Origin of the sequence: Streptomyces sp. ActVer, from assembly GCF_027270795.1 — a bacterium.
Lineage (GTDB): Bacteria > Actinomycetota > Actinomycetes > Streptomycetales > Streptomycetaceae > Streptomyces > Streptomyces umbrinus_A.
Window position 1 is genome coordinate 1 of the sequence record NZ_JAPWHT010000239.1, and the last position, 15,701, is coordinate 15,701.

The following is a 15,701-nucleotide window of genomic DNA, read 5'->3' on the forward strand; positions in this document are numbered from 1 at the left end:
GGCGGGAGCACGGGCGGCAGCGGTGGCGGCTCCGGCTCCGGCGGTGGCTCCGGGCTCGTGGGCGGCCTGCTGGGCTGACACCGCCCGCCGACAGGGCGGCACGGCCGAGCCGGTACGGCGGCGCAGGACCGTACGACGATGGGGCCCGCACCACTCAGGTGCCGGGCCCCATCGTCGTACGTGCCACGTTTGTGGGCGTCGTACACGCCACGTTCGTGGACCGGGACAAGCGCCTCAACGCCCCAGCGCCGCCAGCTCCTTGGCGGCCTCGGTGAGGTCCTTCGCGGTGTCGATGGCGCGCCAGTAGGCGCCCTGCGGGATCGGATAGCCGGCCAGGCGGCGCTCACGGGCCAGGCGGGGGAACGTGGACCGCTCGTGGTCGCCGAGGTCGGGCAGCAGGGCGGCGAACTCGGGGGAGAAGACGTACACACCCGCGTTGATGCCGTACGCGGTCGGCGGGGACTCGATGAAGTCCGTGATGTGGCCGAAGTCGTCGGTCTCGACGGCGCCCCACGGAATGCGGGGGCGGGCCAGCGCGAGGGTGGCCACCGCGTCGCGCTCGGTGTGGAAGTCCGCCATCTCACGGAGCGAGAAACGGGTCCAGATGTCGCCGTTCGTCGCGTACCAGGGGCGGTCCGGGTGGGGCAGGTGCTTGGCGGCGTACTTGAGGCCGCCACCGCGGCCCAGGGGCTCCGTCTCGACCACGGTGGTCACGGAGACGGGCAGTTCGGCCGAGTCCAGCCACTGCTGGAGCACCTCGGCGAGATGGCCGCACGAGACGACGACGTCGGTGACGCCCTCCTCCGCGAGCCAGGCCAGCTGGTGGCCGATGATCGGGGTCCCGGTGCCGGGAATCTCGACCATCGGCTTGGGACGGTCGTCGGTGTAGGGACGCAGCCGGGAGCCCTGGCCGCCGGCCAGGACGACGGCTTGAACGGGGCGCGACGCGGCGTTCGGATCGGTCATGACCCGAACTGTACGTGGCGCCCCGCGGGTTTGCGGGTGGGCTTGTGCGGGGTTGCGGGGCTGCGCGGGGTGGGGATCTGCGGGTCGGTGGGGGCTGGTCGCGCAGTTCCCCGCGCCCCTTTGGGGGCGCGGGCCCTCTTGCCGCCTCAGGTGTGCTGGGCTGCCACGCCCGTGGCGAAGGATGTGTCGCAGACCGGGCGGGCGAACGACTGGGCCCGGGTGGGGCCGTAGGCGCGTACGGCGGCGCGGCCCAGGGCGCGGGCGATGGACGCGCAGTGCTTGGCGAGCGACGGACGGCCGTTCACCGCCTCCTGGAGGTGGGTGAGGGCCACGCCTGGGTTCTTCTCCTGGAGTTCGAGGAGGAGCTTGTCGCGCAGCACGTCCTGCGGGGCGCGGGACGGGGCACGTCGGGAGACGTCCTCGGCGGATGCGGCGAGCACCGACGTCGAGGAGCTGTTTCCCGACCAGTTGACTCGGGTGACCGCGAGCGTCCCGGAGAGCACCAGGACGACGGGCAGAACGAGGGCGAGAGTACGGCCGATCCGGCGGGCCGGACCGCGGCCGTGCCGTGTCGGTCGGCCGGCGGGACCACGGCCGTGCCGCGTCGAGTGGTTAGTGGAGTGCTTCACGCGAGTGAGGGTAGCGCGGGGTGATGATTTGGCGACATTTAGTAATCAATTCGGGGGACGGGTAAACCGTCGTTTTCGAGTTTGATGTTGACATACGGGTATCGAAATGCCCGTTCTGCCGGGGTATTTGTCGACAACGAAGAAGGCCCCGCAGCAGCCTGCGGGGCCTTCTTCGTCAACCTGGGTGAAATCTCCGGGATCGGCCGGGTCGGTCGTCAGTCGGAGAGGCGCTCGCCCGTGGACGTCGAGAACACGTGGGTCTCGCCCGGACGCGGCACGACGTGCAGCGTGGCGCCCTTCTCCGGGACCGCGCGGCCGCTGACGCGGACGACCAGGTCCTTGAGGTCGTCGCCGACCTTGGCGCTGCCGTAGACGTAGCCGTCGGCGCCGAGCTCCTCGACGACGTTCACCGTGACGGCGAGGCCCGCCGGGGCGTCCTCGGTGTCCTTCGACAGGGAGGCCGCCGCGGCACCGTTGTGCTCGACGATGTCGAAGTGCTCCGGACGGACACCGACGGTGACCGTGGTGTCACCCTTGTCGGCGGCGGTCTTGAGGGCCTCGCGGTTGACGGGCACCACGCTGTTGCCGAACTTCACGCCGCCGTCGGTGATCGGGACCTCGACGAGGTTCATCGCCGGGGAGCCGATGAATCCGGCGACGAAGAGGTTCGCGGGGCGGTCGTACATGTTGCGCGGCGAGTCGACCTGCTGGAGCAGACCGTCCTTCAGCACGGCCACCCGGTCGCCCATCGTCATGGCCTCGACCTGGTCGTGGGTGACGTACACCGTGGTGATGCCGAGGCGGCGCTGCAGCGACGCGATCTGCGTACGGGTCGAGACGCGGAGCTTGGCGTCGAGGTTCGACAGCGGCTCGTCCATGAGGAAGACCTGGGGCTCACGCACGATGGCGCGACCCATCGCGACACGCTGGCGCTGACCACCGGAGAGGGCCTTCGGCTTGCGGGCCAGGTAGTCGGTGAGGTCGAGGATCTTCGCCGCGTCCTCGACCTTCTGGCGGATCTCGGCCTTGTTGATGCCGGCGATCTTGAGCGCGAAGCCCATGTTGTCGGCGACCGTCATGTGCGGGTACAGCGCGTAGTTCTGGAACACCATGGCGATGTCCCGGTCCTTGGGCGGCAGGTGCGTGACGTCGCGGTCACCGATGTGGATCGAGCCGGCGTTCACGTCCTCGAGACCCGCGAGCATCCGCAGGGAGGTGGACTTTCCGCAGCCGGAGGGACCGACGAGGACGAGGAACTCGCCATCCGCGACGTCGAGCTCGAGCTGGTCGACGGCGGGCTTGTCGCCACCCGGGTAAATGCGGGTCGCCTTGTTGAACGAGACAGTGGCCATGGGTCGTAGGCCCCCTTCACCGGCAGGAACGTGCCGGACGATCCGTTGTAAAGGTGGTGTGACCGCTACGGAACGGTCCGTAGTGGTGTAGTCCACATGAGCGGACTGGTTCAGGACGCTACCTCGCGTTCACACGTTCTGTCAGTACTCCGAGAGCGATGAAGTTCGAGGAAATATTCGATCGTGGCAGAGCAGCTGTCTTTTGACCTTGCTAACGCTTCCCGCTTCACAGCTCGCTGCCGACGGACAACGGGCTACCCCGCCGCCACGCACGGTCTTACACAGGCTCCACGGGCTTCCGGCCGACGGCCCATCGGTCCGTACCGCACCCTGGCCCGACTACGCGGCCAGCAGACACTCCTCCAACTCCGAAGCCTTGATCACAGCAGGAGCCTGCCGGTCCGGAGGCAGCGCGGACGCAACCAGCCAGTACAGGCGCATCCCCTCATCCCGCAGGTTCACCGCCGCGTTCACGTCCCGGTCGTGCACCGCACCGCACTCGGCACACGTCCACTGCCGGACGGAGACGTCCAGCTTCGGGCCCTTGACATGACACGCCGAGCACCTCCGAGTGGAGGGGAAGAAGCGGTCGACGACCACCAACGTCCGGCCGTACCACTCGCACTTGTACCGCAGCTGCCGCAACAGCTCACCCCACCCGGCGTCGATGATCGCCTGGCTCAGCCTCGCCTTGCGCCGACGGCCCTTTCCGCGAGCCGGACGCAGCAGGGTCACGATGGACAGATCCTCCACCACGAGCACTTGGTTCTCGCGCACGAGGCGGGTCGTGAACTGGTCCAGCATGTCCCTGCGTACGTCACCGATGAGCGCGTAGAGGCGGGCGATCTTCTGCCTGACCTTCTCCCGGTTCCTCGATCCCCTCACCTTCTTGTGCAGCTCCCGCTGCAACCGCGCCAACTTCTCCGCGTACCGCTTCAACAGCCGCGGATGGTCCAGCTTCGTACCGTCGTCGAGCGTCACCAAGGACGCCAGCCCCAGGTCCAGCCCGACCGCCTTCGGCTCCCGCGAACCCGACAGGAAGACAGCAGGCAACGCCGTCATACGCTCCTCCACGAGCACGGACACGAAATACCGACCGGCCCGGTCCCGCGTCACCGACAACCGGACCGGAACCACCCCCGCAGGAAGAGCCCGGGACCAGCGAACGTCCAACGGCCCGGACTGCTTGGCGAGCGTGATCAGGCCCGTTCCCGGCCGCTCGGGATCCTCGACCCAACTGAACCCCGTACGCACATACGTCGCCGCATCCCGCGACCGCTGCTTCTTCCTCCGCTTCGGATACTTCGCCGCCCCCTTGATGAACCGCGTGAACGCCTGGTCGAGATGCCGCAGGACCTGCTGCAGCACCGTCGAGGACACCTCCTTGAGCCACGCCCTCTCCTCGGCCTGCTTCCACCCCGTCAGCGCCCGACACGTCTCCGCGAAACCCACGTTCACCCGGTGCTGCTCCCAGGCTCCTGAACGCAGGCTCAGACCCTCGTTGTAGACCCACCGGCAAGCACCGAACGTCTTCCCCAGCTGCTCGGCCTGCGCCTCCGTCGGATAGAAGCGGAACCGGTAGACGCGATGGTGGGCGCCGGTCTCCTTGGCATGGCTCTTCAGGGGAGTCGCCTTGCGGCCCTCGTGCTTACGGCGGTCCTCGATGCCGAGTTCCTCACGCTTGATGCGCTCGGCCTGAGCACCCTTCACCGCCTTCGGCTTCTCCGCCGACTCCTCCACGAGCCCCCCTCGCAGTCCGATATTCGGAACAGCACGTCAGTCCATTCAACGAACGGGTGCGCGAGTGGTTACGTATGGGTTTCGAGGCCCCCTGCCAGGGCAACTTCGTGGATCAGGGCGAGGAGGTCTGTGTACAGTGGAGCCGCCTTCGCGTACGGCGTTGTAGTGCGCGATGCCTCCTTAGCTCAGCTCGGCCAGAGCGCCGCACTTGTAATGCGTAGGTCGTCGGTTCGAATCCGACAGGGGGCTCCACTCCAAGCCCAGCTCAGACAGTGTCTGAGCTGGGCTTTTTGCTTCAGCGGATGTGGCGTCGGCGCCGACGCGTGCTGCTTTGCGGGCCGTGGTCTCCGCTGCGGGTGCCGGGCCAGGCGTGACGGTGTCTCCCGCGTGGTGCATCGTTCCCTGGAGAGGCGGGATCTGCCCGTGTGACGTACCGCCGAGTCGCACTGATCGCGGTGGTGGGTCAGATGATGCCCGCTCTGATTGCGTAGGAGACGGCGTGGGCGCGGTTTTTCAGGTGTAGGCGCTTCATTACGCCGTAGAGGATGTATTTGACGGTGCGTTCCGAGTAGGAGAGCTTCGTCGCGATCTCGGCGAGTTCCGTGCCTTCGGCGACCAGGCGGAGCACGTCCACCTCGCGGGGGCTGATGCCGGATGCCGTGAGGCCTCGGGGGGCGAGGAGTTCGCGTTGGGCCCAGCGGACCTGTTCCATCAGGGTGCCCTGGAGGGTGGGCGGGAGGCTTCCGCCGCCGTCCGCGATGGTGTGCAGGGTTCGGATGAAGGCCGCCTGGCTGAAGGAGTCGCGCCAGAGGACGGCGCGGACTCCGCGGTCGACCGCGGCCGAGACGTCGGCGTGCCAGCCCTTGCCCACCACCAGGGCGAACCGGGCGTCCGGCCTGTCGCACAGGCTGCGCAGCAGGTCCAGGGTGGAGGTGTCGGCGACGTCCACGGTGACCACGATGACGTCCGCTTCGCGGAGCCTGTCCGGTGGGACCTCGCGGATGCGGCGGTCGTTGTGGAGATAGCTGAGCAGTCCGGCGCGGACGATGGCGTCGGGTGCGTGGATCGCCACGCGCACGGTGTCTGTGAGTACCTGCTGAGGCATTCGCCCCCCATTCGGGAACCCAAGTGGTCCATGCCGTTCAGGAGTTGATGGTGGCATGCGGGGTTGCCTCGTTCCGCTTCCACAGCCCCCTCGTCCGTTAAGGAGGGGGAAATCTGGCATGAGTGGGGCGAGCGGGATGGAGCGGGTGGGTGGGGTCAGTGGTGGTTCGTTGTCACCTGGGTGCCCGTGAGTACCGCTGTGACCACCTCTGTGCGGGAGCGCATACCGGTGCGTGCGAACAACCGGGACAGGCGGTTGGCGACCGCGTCCTCACTCAGCCGCAGTACGCCCGCGATCTGGCGGTTGCTGAGTCCCTCGGCGAGCAGGGTGGCCAGCAGGTGCTCGTTCTCCGCCGTGGCGTGTCTGCGGCCGGGTACGGTCAGCCCGGCCTCGCGCATCGCGGTCCTGGTGTGGAAGCGCCACAGCGTGGCACCCATCTCGCCGAACCGTTCGTACGCCTCGTGCAGCAGGGTCGCCGGGCCCGCGTTCGCGCGTGCGGCGGCCAGCAGCGTGACCGCCGTTTCGAAGGGCTGGCTGCGGGAGCGGGCCAGGTCGACCGCCTCGTGCAGGTGCTTGCGGGCCTCCGGGGAGTCCGGGCCGAGGATCTTTCCGGACGTCAGCAGGTGCAGGAGTCGCGTCCGGCCGCTGTTCATCTGCTCGGCCGTCCGGTCGAGGCGCTCCAGGCAGGCCGTCGCCCGGTCCGGGTGTCCCGCTTCCGCGTGCACCTCGGCGAGTGAGGCCAGCAGTTCGTCGGTGCCGTAGAAGGATCCGCGTTCGTCCGCGGCTCGCAGGCCGCGCTGCAGTACTTCCTCGGCCCGGCCGAGTTCGCCCAGGGTCCGCAGTACCTCGGCCTCGGCGTGGTCCAGGATGTGTTCCAGCGGCCCGTTCACCGGCCCGCGCACGCTGCTGATCAGGCGGTCCGCGCTGGTGGGGCGTCCCTGGGCGAGGAGGATGGCCGCCGTGCGGGCGGGGAGCAGGTGGTGTCCGGGGACCACGTTCAGGGCCCCGCCGTCGACCAGGAGCCGACGGGCCAGCGCGAGTGCCTCGTCCCAGCGTCCGTTGAGGTGGTGCCAGAGGAACCGGTTGTGCTGGGGGAGGAGTTCGAGGTTCATCCTCCGGGTGGACAGCAGGTTCGCCGCCGCCCGCAGGTCGCCGATTCCGAGCAGTACGTCGAACGTGGCGATGTTGAACGCGAACGCCTTGCTCGGAGGCAGGTCCGGTTCCTCCGGCAGGGCCAGTGCTCGGGTGAACCGGTCCGGGCGGCCCAGTACGTACTCCGCGACCCTGCGGAACAGTGCCAGCAGCGCGCGGCTGGCCGGGGTGGCCTGCCATACGCGTTCGGTCCGCAGCATGAGGGCCAGGGCCTCCTGCCACTTCTCCAGCTGCCACAGGGCCTGGACCCGGCCGGACACGGTGGCCATGGCGGACAGCGGCAGTCCCTCCCACCAGAGGGCGGTGCCCATGCGGGACAGCGCCTGCCAGTCCTGTCCGGCGGCCGCCGACGCCACCAGCAGGGTGGCGGCCTCGTGAACGGCCTGCGGGTCGAGGCCCTCGGCGGGGCCGCACACGAGCCACTCGGCCGCTGTCCGGGCCGTCCGGTAGTCGCCGCAGCCGAAGGCGGCCTGGCCGGACCGCAGTATGGCGAGGTCGCGGGCGTACTGCTCCTCGATGAGGCGGACGGCTCCCATGTGCCCCGGCCGCAGGGCGGCTACCTGGCGCCGGGCCCGCATCTGGCCCGCTCGGAGCGCACCCCGGTCACGCCCATCGGAAGCCGCAGACCTCCGCAGTCGGACCGAGTGACACGTGGCACCACCTCGGCCCGCCCCCTGACGGGCGGCTGAGCAAGGACTGCGGGGCCCGGTACGCACACACCACGCCCCGCGCACGGCGAAGGCCCCGGCTCCTTGAGCCGGGGCCTTCGCCGTGCTTGCCATGCTTCACGAAGCGCGCTCTCACGGTGTGCGGACGGGTGGCAGGTCAGCCCTTCCAGCAGCGCGTCACCCGGCCGTCGGCGACCTCGAAGTTCAGCCGCCCCGAGAGGTACTCCATCGTGATGATCGCGCCCGGTGGCAGCGACCGCACCGTGGACCAGCCGCGTTCACGGGCCAGCCGCTCGGCGCCGCTCGCCTCCAGTCCGACGTACGCGTCCGGGGTGTCCGAGGGCTCTGCGGGAGGAGTGGGAATCGGTGCCATGCCGCCACGTTAGGCGGCGGAATGCGGCGAAGGAAGCCCGGACCCGCCACCATCAGTCACCGGTCCCTCTCCGGTCACGCTTCTGTCACAGGACAACGACACCCGTTTCGGTCGAACTCCATCACACGTACGAGCGGTTCCGTACGTGTTCCTCCCACCTTCGAACGTAATTCGGGAGTGCCCGGGACTACCGCGGCCGCGGCCCGATTGGCCGGCCGGAAAACGTGATGCCGACCCGGCGTTCCTGCCTTTCTTTTCCGATTCCGGGGTGTGTTACAGAAGCTGACACACCATAGGAAATACATGGCTCAAGCACAGGACCCGCGCTTCAGGAGGCCGTACGCCGTCCTTCCGGCGCAGCCCGCTCCAGCGTCCGGGTCAGCCGGTCCCGCGCCGTCCTGATGGCCTCGACGAGCTCGACGGGTTCCAGCACCTCGAACTCGACGCCCATCAGCATCACGTGGATCACCATCACGTCGAGGCTCGCGGCCCCGGTCCGCAGGATGCAGCTGCCGTCGCTCTCCGCCTCCAGTGTCCCGGCCGAGGGCGAGATCCGCTGGGCCGCCTCCTCTTTCGGCACGAGCAGCCGGACGACGGCGTGTGTGGCGTACGCGCGGACGGACACGCCCTTGGACACATAGGCGGCCAGGTCGTCGGCGGGCGGCTGCCGGGGCGTGAAGCGCGGTCCGTGGGGCGGCTTCGGAGTGACGCGGTCGGCCCGGAACGTACGCCAGTCGTCGCGGTCGACGTCCCAGGCGACCAGGTACCAGCGGCGCTCGGTGCACACCAGGCGGTGCGGTTCGACCGTGCGGCGGGTCGAGGAGCCACCGTGGTCGCGGTACTCGAAGCGCAGCCGCTCCGAGTCACGGCAGGCGGCGGCCAGGTCGGTCAGGACGGCCGGGTCGACGGCGGAGGGCTGGGGGCCGCGCAGCATCGGCACGGTGAAGGCGTTGAGGGCGCCGACCCGGCGGCGCAGCCGGTGCGGCAGCACCTGTTCGAGCTTGGTGAGGGCGCGTACGGAGGTCTCGCCGATGCCTTCGATGCCCTGTCCGGCTGCGGTGCGCAGGCCGACGGCCACGGCGACCGCCTCGTCGTCGTCGAGGAGCAGCGGTGGCAGTTCGGCCCCCACGCCGAGTTGGTAGCCGCCGCCCGTGCCGGGGCTGGCGTTCACCGGATAGCCGAGTTCGCGCAGCCGGTCCACGTCGCGGCGGACCGTGCGCGGGGTGACGCCGAGGCGGTCGGCCAGGGCCGCGCCCGACCATTCGCGGTGCGCCTGCAGCAGCGAGAGCAGACGCAGGAGTCGTGCCGAGGTCTCCAACATGAATCCGAGTCTGCCAGGCATTGCGGACAGTAGTTGTCCGCAAGGGTGCGTACCTTACGAGACATGGCAGACAACAGCGCAAGCGAAGAGATCCGCCCCTTCCGGATCGACATCCCTCAGGCGCAGCTCGACGACCTGCACACCCGCCTGGACCTGACCCGCTGGCCCGACGAGCTCCCGGGCGTGGACTGGGAGTACGGAGCCTCACCGCCGTATCTCCGTGAGCTGGCCGACCACTGGCGCGGCGCCTACGACTGGCGCAAGCACGAGGCGGCCCTGACCGAGATCCCGCAGTTCGTGACGGAGATCGACGGCGCGCAGGTGCACTTCCTGCACGTCCGCTCGCCCGAGCCGGACGCGGTGCCGCTGATCCTGACGCACGGCTGGCCGGGCTCGATCGTGGAGTTCCTCGGCCTGATCGGCCCGCTGAGCGACCCGCGCGCCCTCCCCCACTCTCGAACAGGCTCGAGCGGGGGGACCCCCATCGGCGACCCGGCCGACGCCTTCCACCTGGTGATCCCGGCCATCCCGGGCTTCGGCTCACCCATGGTCACGCAGAGGAACAATTCAAATACACACAGTGGTACGGTAGCTGCCGTGCGGGGCGAAGGGTGATTCCGGAAGCTCCGAAGCGCCAGGAGGGACACGGCCTGGTAGTCGCCGCCGGACGGACGGAGACGGAAAACGCCTGTGGAGCACTGGTAAGACCGGGAGCAATTCCGGCTCGGAGCATCGAAGCAGGAACCCATCGGAAGCCGGTCACCACGGACGGCAGGCCGGAAATCCCCTGCTTACGCCGGGGAGGCCGTCAAAACGTCCTCCAGTCGACATCCTCGTGGGATCCGACTCTGCGGCCCGGCCGACTCTTGTCGGCCGGGCCGCCTCGGTTCCTCGTGCCGCTCCAAGCGTGGACCCACTCCTCCGCCAAGCTGCCCGAGGACGCGGTCGACCGGGACACGCTGCTCACCAACGTGATGCTGTACTGGCTGACCGGGACGGCCGGTTCGGCGGCGCGGATGTACTACGAGAACGGGCACAGCGGTGACTGGTTCCCCGTCACGCGCTCCGAAGTGCCCACCGCCGTCGCGAACTTCGGCGAGGACGTGGCGATCCGGCGCTGGACCGAGGAGACCAACACCGTTGTCCGCTGGACGGAGTTCGACCGCGGCGGGCACTTCGCGGCCCTGGAGGTACCGGAGCTGCTGACCGGCGACATCAGGGAGTTCTTCGGCTCACTTCGGTGAGGTCACCGGGGTGACGGTCACCGACAGGTCGTTGTCGCTCGTGTAGTACGGCCCGGCCTCCGCCGGGCCGTACGCCGTCTCCAGCGTGACCTTCGGGTAGCTGAAGATCGGCTTCTTGTCGGCGATGTCGTCGAGCAGCCGCGCGATCCGTACCCGCGGCCCGGTCTCCCCCGCCGGGCGCAGCCACAGATCCCAGACGCCCTCCGTCAGCTCGGAGTAGGCCACCGTGAGACAGAACCGGGCCTGGTCCCGGGTGACTTCGGCCCGCACCACGGTCTCCGGCACCTCACGGACGCGCAGTTCGGCGTAGGCGTCGGGGGTGAGCTCGACGCCGTACACCTGACCCCGTACGCCCAACTCCTCCTTTCCGATGCGCAGTTCGCCCGCCTCCGCGTGCGGGGCGCGCAGCCAGCTGCGGACGGAGAGGTTGCCGTGCTTGGTGCCGTACGGGATACGGACCGCGACATGGCCGCGGGCACCGCTCGGCACCCGGTCGACGAGCGAGCGCAGGTCGTTGAGGCCGGGTGCCAGGCGCTGCGGCTCTCCGTCGGCGATCTGGGCGTAGGCGTCCCAGCGGCCCTCGGGCAGCTCGACGCTGCTGGGCAGCGCGGCACGCAGCCGGCCGTCGGCAGCCGGGGTGAGCGGCAGCCGGACCTCCCGAACGCCGTCCCGGTGCCGGAGCACGAGGTGCGTGTCGCCGGCCGCGGCGCCCGGACCGGGGTCGGTGATGTCGAAGGTGAGCCCGCCCGCGGAGTCGGCGATGCAGTCGGCGCCCGGAGGCATGGTCACGTCCTTCTCGGAGTGCCGGTGCGAGGCCTGCGGAGCCACCGTCATCATGCGGAGCTCTCCTTCCCGAGTACGGTCCGTCCGGCATCCCGAACGGCATACGCGCCGCCGAGCAGGGCACCCCGCGTGCGATGCAGTGAGCCGCGCATCCGGCCGATCCTCGAGTCGCCGCCGCGCGGGACCAGACCGGAGAAGATCGACTCGTACCGTTCGGCGATCCGGGCGGGGTCGAAGCGCGCGGAGTCCTTGAGCGCGGCGTGCGCCATCTGCTGCCGCAACTCGTCGTTGTTGATCAGTTCGAGCAGTCCGTCGGCGATGGCCCCGACGTTGCCCACGGGAACGAGACGTCCGTCCACGCCGTTGTCGATGATCTCCCCCGGGCCGTGCGGGCAGTCCGTGGAGACGACGGGCAGGCCGCAGCGCATGGCCTCGACGATCGTCATGCCGAAGGACTCCAGGCTGGAGGTGACGGCGGCGATGGATCCCTTGGCCCACTCCGGCTCGATGGGATGCGCCGGGCCCATCAGTAACACGTGGTTGTAGAGGCCGAGTTCGTCGATGAGCCTGCGCAGCTTGTCCTTCTGCTTGCCGCCGCCGTAGATCCGCAGCCGCCAGTCGGGCCGGTGCCGGCGCACCCGGTCGAAGGCCTTGATCAGCAGGTCGTACCGCTTGACCGGGGCGAGCCGCCCGGCCGCCACGACCCACTTGCCGGAACCGTCCGCAGGCTCGATGCCGGGGGCGGGCACCGGGTTGGGGACGGCCTCGACGTGCACGCCGGGCAGCCGCATCTTCTTGCGGTACGCCCCTGCGTCCGCCTCCGTGGTCGTGGTGAGCGCGTCGAGCCGCGGGTAGGCGCTGCGCAGTTCCGTGCGCAGGGACTCCGAGTGGGTGTCGAGCGTGAGGTGCTCCTGGCCGACGCGCAGCGGGCCCCGTCTGGTCTCGCAGGCCAGATGCACGTTCAGTCCCGGCCGGGTGCCGATCACCACGTCGGAGTCGACCTTCGAGAGGTGGTCCGCGATACGGCGGTCGGTCAGAGCGCTGTACTGGTCGTAGCGGACCTCCCCTCGCGGGAAGACGCGGGCCGGAGTCCGGTAGGCGGGGTCGTCCCCCTCGTATCCCGGGCTGTTCGTGCGGATGTCGACGAGGTGGCGCATGCGCACCCGTGGATCCAGTGCGAAGACCGGCTCGTCGCGGTGGCGCAGCACGGAGACGATCTCGACGTCGTGCTGCTCGGCGAGCGTGTTCGCAAGGTTGTACGTCGTCCGGATCGTCCCCCCGATTCCGTAGGCGTTGTGTATCAGGAAAGAGATCTGCATGCGTCCCCGTATCTCCGGCTCATCCAGCTACCTGTGGGTTAGACCGGGGAGTTGGGGTGATGGTTGGGCTTACTTATCATCCTGTTCCCGAACAGTTGCGCCATCGGTAGCCGGATGGGGGAACCTTTTGGCGCCGGGACGCATCAGGGTTCATAGGGCAGTTGCGGCACGTCGAAGCATTCGTCGTTCATGTCGCCCTGGCTCACCCATCCGCGGGCGTCCTCCCAGCGGGCCACCGAGAGACAGGTCCTGCGGGCCTTCGGGGGCTCGGGCAGCCGCTCGTACCGGACGGGCAGCAGCAGACCGTCGGCCGTGTACGGCTTCCCCGTGCCCATGAAACGGTCGACGCACGCGCGCGTGACGCCCGTTTCCGCACAGGACCTGGCCGCGTCCGTGAACCACATCGCGGCGGCCCAGCCCTCCAGCTGCCACTGGGAGTGGCTCTTCAGGTTCTTCGTGCCGTCCCGGAACTCCCGCAGGGCCTCCTGGTCCGTGGCCGTGTCGTCGTAGTTGCGGCTCGCGCCCGTCGCCCACAGGGCGTTGCGGCAGCGGGGCGCGTCCTTGTAGTCCTCGCGGACGGTGGACGTCCAGTTCTGCACGTTGGTGACCTTGGCGAGGACGTCGGCGCCGACGTCGTCCATCGCCTTGCACAGCTGCGCGTTGCCGTAGGTGTCGATGGCGTCGAAGACCACGTCTGCGCCCTGTTCCTTCATATCGGCCGCCGCGGCACGGAAGTTGGGCAGCGCGAAGTCGACCTGCTCGGTGACCACCTTGTAGCCCTCGGCCTTCAGCCCCTGGGTGACGAGCCGGGCGTAGGCGGCGGACGCGGACTGGTTGTACGAGACGACGGCCGCCGTCCGGGCGCCCTGCTCGCGTTTGAAGTAGCGGTAGATCTCGGTGCCGCCGTACAGCTTGCCGTCCCAGCCGGGCTTTCCGTTCCGGGGGGCGAGGCTGCCGTAGATCCCGTACAGGTGCGGATACGTGTCGTACGCCGCGCCGATGGGCTGTCCGCCGATGTCGGGTACGCGCGCGCGTGACACCCGGGAGGCGCCCGCGTAGTCGAGCGCGCTGGTGGCGACGAGGGCGATCACCTTGTCCTCGTCGACGAGCTTGTGCACGCATTCGTTGTTGCCGACACCACTGCCGCCGTCGTCACAGGTACGGACGTCGACCCGGCGGCCGTCGATGCCGCCGCGCGCGTTCAGCCGGTCGAAGTAGGCCTTCGCGCCGTCGCGCGGCCCGGTGAAGGTGTTGCCGCCGACCGGGCTGGTGGCGCTCGTGATGATGCCCACGCGCAGGGGCTCCGCCGTGTTCCGCGTGGGTGTGCGGCCCGGCCGGTCGGACCGGTCGGCGAAGGCGCTCTCCGGGAGACGGCTGCCGCAGGCCGTGCCCACCAGGAGCAGCAGGCCCGCAACAGCGCATTCAGCAACCCGGACCCGGCGACGCATTGCCGCTCAGCCCGACCAGACCGCACAGCGTCTTGACGGACACCTTCCACGTGTCGTCCTGCTCGACGGCGGTCCCCGCGGCGTTCGGCATGACCGTGGCGCCCTTCAGGGTGAGCGTGTACGTCACGTTCGCCGCGGTCGGCGCGGTGAACTCGACCTGGTCGACGGTCGCCTCCACCTGCCCGCCTCGCTCGTCGCCGCTGAAGCTCTCCAGGACCTGCGCCATGTTGTCGCCGTTCTCCAGGACGGCCTGTTTGTCCTTCAGGGGGACGTCGGGGTCGAAGAACTTCTTCCAGTTCTCCTTGATCTCCTTCTCGGCCGCCGCCGGATCGTCCGGAGCGCTCGCGCTCGGACTCGGCTCGGTCGTCGTGGGCTGCTCCACGGAGGGCGAGGGCGGAGTCGTGTCCTCGCCGCCGCTGTCGTCGCCGCAGGCCGTCAGAGCCGACGCGAGGACGAGTACCGCCACCGCCAGCCCCCGGCCTGTCCCCCGCCTGAGGTCACTCCCGAGAACCATCTGGCTCACCACCGGGTGTCGGTCCGGGCCAAGTACGCCCAGAGCTTTCAGGGTCAGCTTGCAGAAGGCATAGTGCAAGTCCATCGGCGGACTTGGAAGACAGCCGGACACATGACATGGGAGCCCCCATGCGGACAGCTCGACTGCGGACCGTGCACCCCGTCCTCTGGGCCGGGTGGGCCGCTCTCGCCGCGGGAGCGGTGCTGTGCGTCCTCGGCTGGTACGGGATCTCCGGCGAGCGGTTCGCCGAGCGCCAGCTTCCGTATCTCGCGTCCTGCACGGTGCCGGGGGCCGCGCTGATCATCGCGGGCGCGGTGCTCCTCACCCACGGCAGGAACGCCCTCGCGGCGGCCCGCGTGGAGGAGCTGTACGGGCTCCTGGTGGCCGCCGATCCCGCCGACGCCGACGAGTCCGGGCAGGCGGCCGCCGCGCCCGTGGCAGTCAGCGGAGACCTGCTGATGGTGCCCGGCGGCACGCTGTGGCACCGCGCGGACTGCCCGCTGGTCTCCGGGAAGGCGGAGGCCCTGCCGGTCGACTCGCGGGTCCTCGCGGGCGGGGAACTGGCCCCCTGCCCGATCTGCGAGCCCGCCGCCTCGGACGCCCGGCCGTCCGGGGCGGACGGCTGATCGACGGCTGATGGCGTCCCTGACGTACGACCTCACGCTCGCCGGGCTCTCCGTCGGCAGCGCCGCCGCGCTCACCGGGATCGGCCTGGTCGTGACCCACCGGGCGACCGGCGTGCTCAACTTCGCGCACGGCGCCATCGCCATGGTGTGCGCCTATCTGCTGTGGCAGCTCACGGTCGAGTGGGACTGGCCGCTGCCGCTCGCCGCCGCGCTCACGCTGCTCTTGGTGGCCCCGGGCATCGGCATGGCGCTGGAACGGTTCGTCTTCCGTCCCCTGTCCGTCCTCGGCAGCGACCCGGCGCAGACCCTCGTCGCGTCCATCGGCGTGTTCGTCCTGCTCGTCGGCGGGGCGGCGCTGATCTGGGGCCCCGGCGCACGCTCGGACGCGCCGACGCTCGTCTCGGCGGACCCCTGGGGACAGCTGGCCGTGACCCTCGTCCTGGCCGTCGGCGTCGGCGCGG

Annotated in this window: 12 protein-coding genes, 1 tRNA gene and 4 pseudogenes; 5 read left to right on the forward strand and 12 right to left on the reverse strand. The window is 69.8% G+C overall.

The window, feature by feature from the left end:
- Window positions 1-234 precede the first annotated feature (234 nt).
- The 4 genes from O3Q52_RS31835 to O3Q52_RS31850 all read right to left on the reverse strand — a co-directional run bounded on the left by O3Q52_RS31835 (window position 235) and on the right by O3Q52_RS31850 (window position 4,687).
- A complete protein-coding gene (locus O3Q52_RS31835) occupies window positions 235-966 on the reverse strand; it encodes a nucleotidyltransferase family protein (RefSeq protein ID WP_269652149.1) in 732 nt (243 codons plus the stop codon).
- Between the two features lie 146 nt (window positions 967-1,112).
- A complete protein-coding gene (locus O3Q52_RS31840) occupies window positions 1,113-1,595 on the reverse strand; it encodes a hypothetical protein (protein WP_269652150.1) in 483 nt (160 codons plus the stop codon).
- A gap of 215 nt (window positions 1,596-1,810) precedes the next feature.
- Complete coding sequence (locus O3Q52_RS31845) at window positions 1,811-2,947, reverse strand: ABC transporter ATP-binding protein (protein ID WP_189836792.1); 1,137 nt, start codon at window positions 2,945-2,947, stop codon at window positions 1,811-1,813.
- 339 nt (window positions 2,948-3,286) lie between these two features.
- Complete coding sequence (locus O3Q52_RS31850) at window positions 3,287-4,687, reverse strand: RNA-guided endonuclease TnpB family protein (protein WP_269652151.1); 1,401 nt, start codon at window positions 4,685-4,687, stop codon at window positions 3,287-3,289.
- Window positions 4,688-4,861: 174 nt separating this feature from the next.
- Here O3Q52_RS31850 and O3Q52_RS31855 point away from each other — a divergent pair.
- Window positions 4,862-4,939 (forward strand) — tRNA-Thr (locus O3Q52_RS31855).
- A 211-nt stretch (window positions 4,940-5,150) separates the two neighbouring features.
- Here O3Q52_RS31855 and O3Q52_RS31860 read toward each other — a convergent pair.
- The 4 genes and pseudogenes from O3Q52_RS31860 to O3Q52_RS31875 all read right to left on the reverse strand — a co-directional run.
- The gene (locus O3Q52_RS31860) at window positions 5,151-5,792 is read right to left on the reverse strand and encodes a response regulator transcription factor (RefSeq protein ID WP_269652152.1); all 642 of its coding nucleotides are present in this window, start codon (window positions 5,790-5,792) and stop codon (window positions 5,151-5,153) included.
- A gap of 155 nt (window positions 5,793-5,947) precedes the next feature.
- The gene (locus tag O3Q52_RS31865) at window positions 5,948-7,480 is read right to left on the reverse strand and encodes a LuxR family transcriptional regulator (protein ID WP_269652153.1); all 1,533 of its coding nucleotides are present in this window, start codon (window positions 7,478-7,480) and stop codon (window positions 5,948-5,950) included.
- Between the two features lie 289 nt (window positions 7,481-7,769).
- Entirely contained in the window at window positions 7,770-7,985 is a 216-nt protein-coding gene (locus O3Q52_RS31870) for an I78 family peptidase inhibitor (protein ID WP_269652154.1), read from the reverse strand.
- 361 nt (window positions 7,986-8,346) lie between these two features.
- A pseudogene (locus tag O3Q52_RS31875) lies at window positions 8,347-9,306 on the reverse strand (helix-turn-helix transcriptional regulator); the annotation flags it as partial.
- A 63-nt stretch (window positions 9,307-9,369) separates the two neighbouring features.
- Here O3Q52_RS31875 and O3Q52_RS31880 point away from each other — a divergent pair.
- Window positions 9,370-9,846, forward strand: a pseudogene (locus O3Q52_RS31880) (epoxide hydrolase family protein); the annotation flags it as partial.
- Window positions 9,847-10,208: 362 nt separating this feature from the next.
- Window positions 10,209-10,550: pseudogene (locus tag O3Q52_RS31885) on the forward strand (alpha/beta fold hydrolase); the annotation flags it as partial.
- On the opposite strand, the gene O3Q52_RS31890 reads toward O3Q52_RS31885, so the two are convergent.
- The 4 genes from O3Q52_RS31890 to O3Q52_RS31905 all read right to left on the reverse strand — a co-directional run bounded on the left by O3Q52_RS31890 (window position 10,539) and on the right by O3Q52_RS31905 (window position 14,614).
- On the reverse strand, window positions 10,539-11,387 hold the full coding sequence (locus O3Q52_RS31890; RefSeq protein ID WP_269652155.1) for a hypothetical protein: 849 nt from the start codon (window positions 11,385-11,387) through the stop codon (window positions 10,539-10,541). The pseudogene O3Q52_RS31885 and the gene O3Q52_RS31890 sit on opposite strands and share 12 nt — an antisense overlap.
- Window positions 11,384-12,652, reverse strand: coding sequence for a glycosyltransferase family 4 protein (locus O3Q52_RS31895; protein ID WP_269652156.1), 1,269 nt, complete (start codon window positions 12,650-12,652; stop codon window positions 11,384-11,386). The genes O3Q52_RS31890 and O3Q52_RS31895 overlap by 4 nt, the downstream gene beginning before the upstream one ends.
- A gap of 143 nt (window positions 12,653-12,795) precedes the next feature.
- Window positions 12,796-14,100: an ABC transporter substrate-binding protein gene (locus O3Q52_RS31900; RefSeq protein ID WP_269652157.1), complete on the reverse strand. Its 1,305-nt coding sequence runs from the start codon at window positions 14,098-14,100 to the stop codon at window positions 12,796-12,798.
- Window positions 14,075-14,614, reverse strand: coding sequence for a hypothetical protein (locus tag O3Q52_RS31905; protein ID WP_269652159.1), 540 nt, complete (start codon window positions 14,612-14,614; stop codon window positions 14,075-14,077). Before O3Q52_RS31905 ends, O3Q52_RS31900 begins: the two co-directional genes overlap by 26 nt.
- A 128-nt stretch (window positions 14,615-14,742) precedes the next feature.
- On the opposite strand from O3Q52_RS31905, the gene O3Q52_RS31910 reads away from it, so the two are divergent.
- Both O3Q52_RS31910 and O3Q52_RS31915 read left to right on the forward strand, forming a co-directional pair.
- Window positions 14,743-15,240, forward strand: a complete 498-nt coding sequence (locus O3Q52_RS31910) for a hypothetical protein (protein ID WP_269652158.1) — start codon at window positions 14,743-14,745, stop codon at window positions 15,238-15,240.
- A gap of 10 nt (window positions 15,241-15,250) precedes the next feature.
- Window positions 15,251-15,701 (forward strand): annotated as a pseudogene (locus O3Q52_RS31915) (ABC transporter permease); the annotation flags it as partial.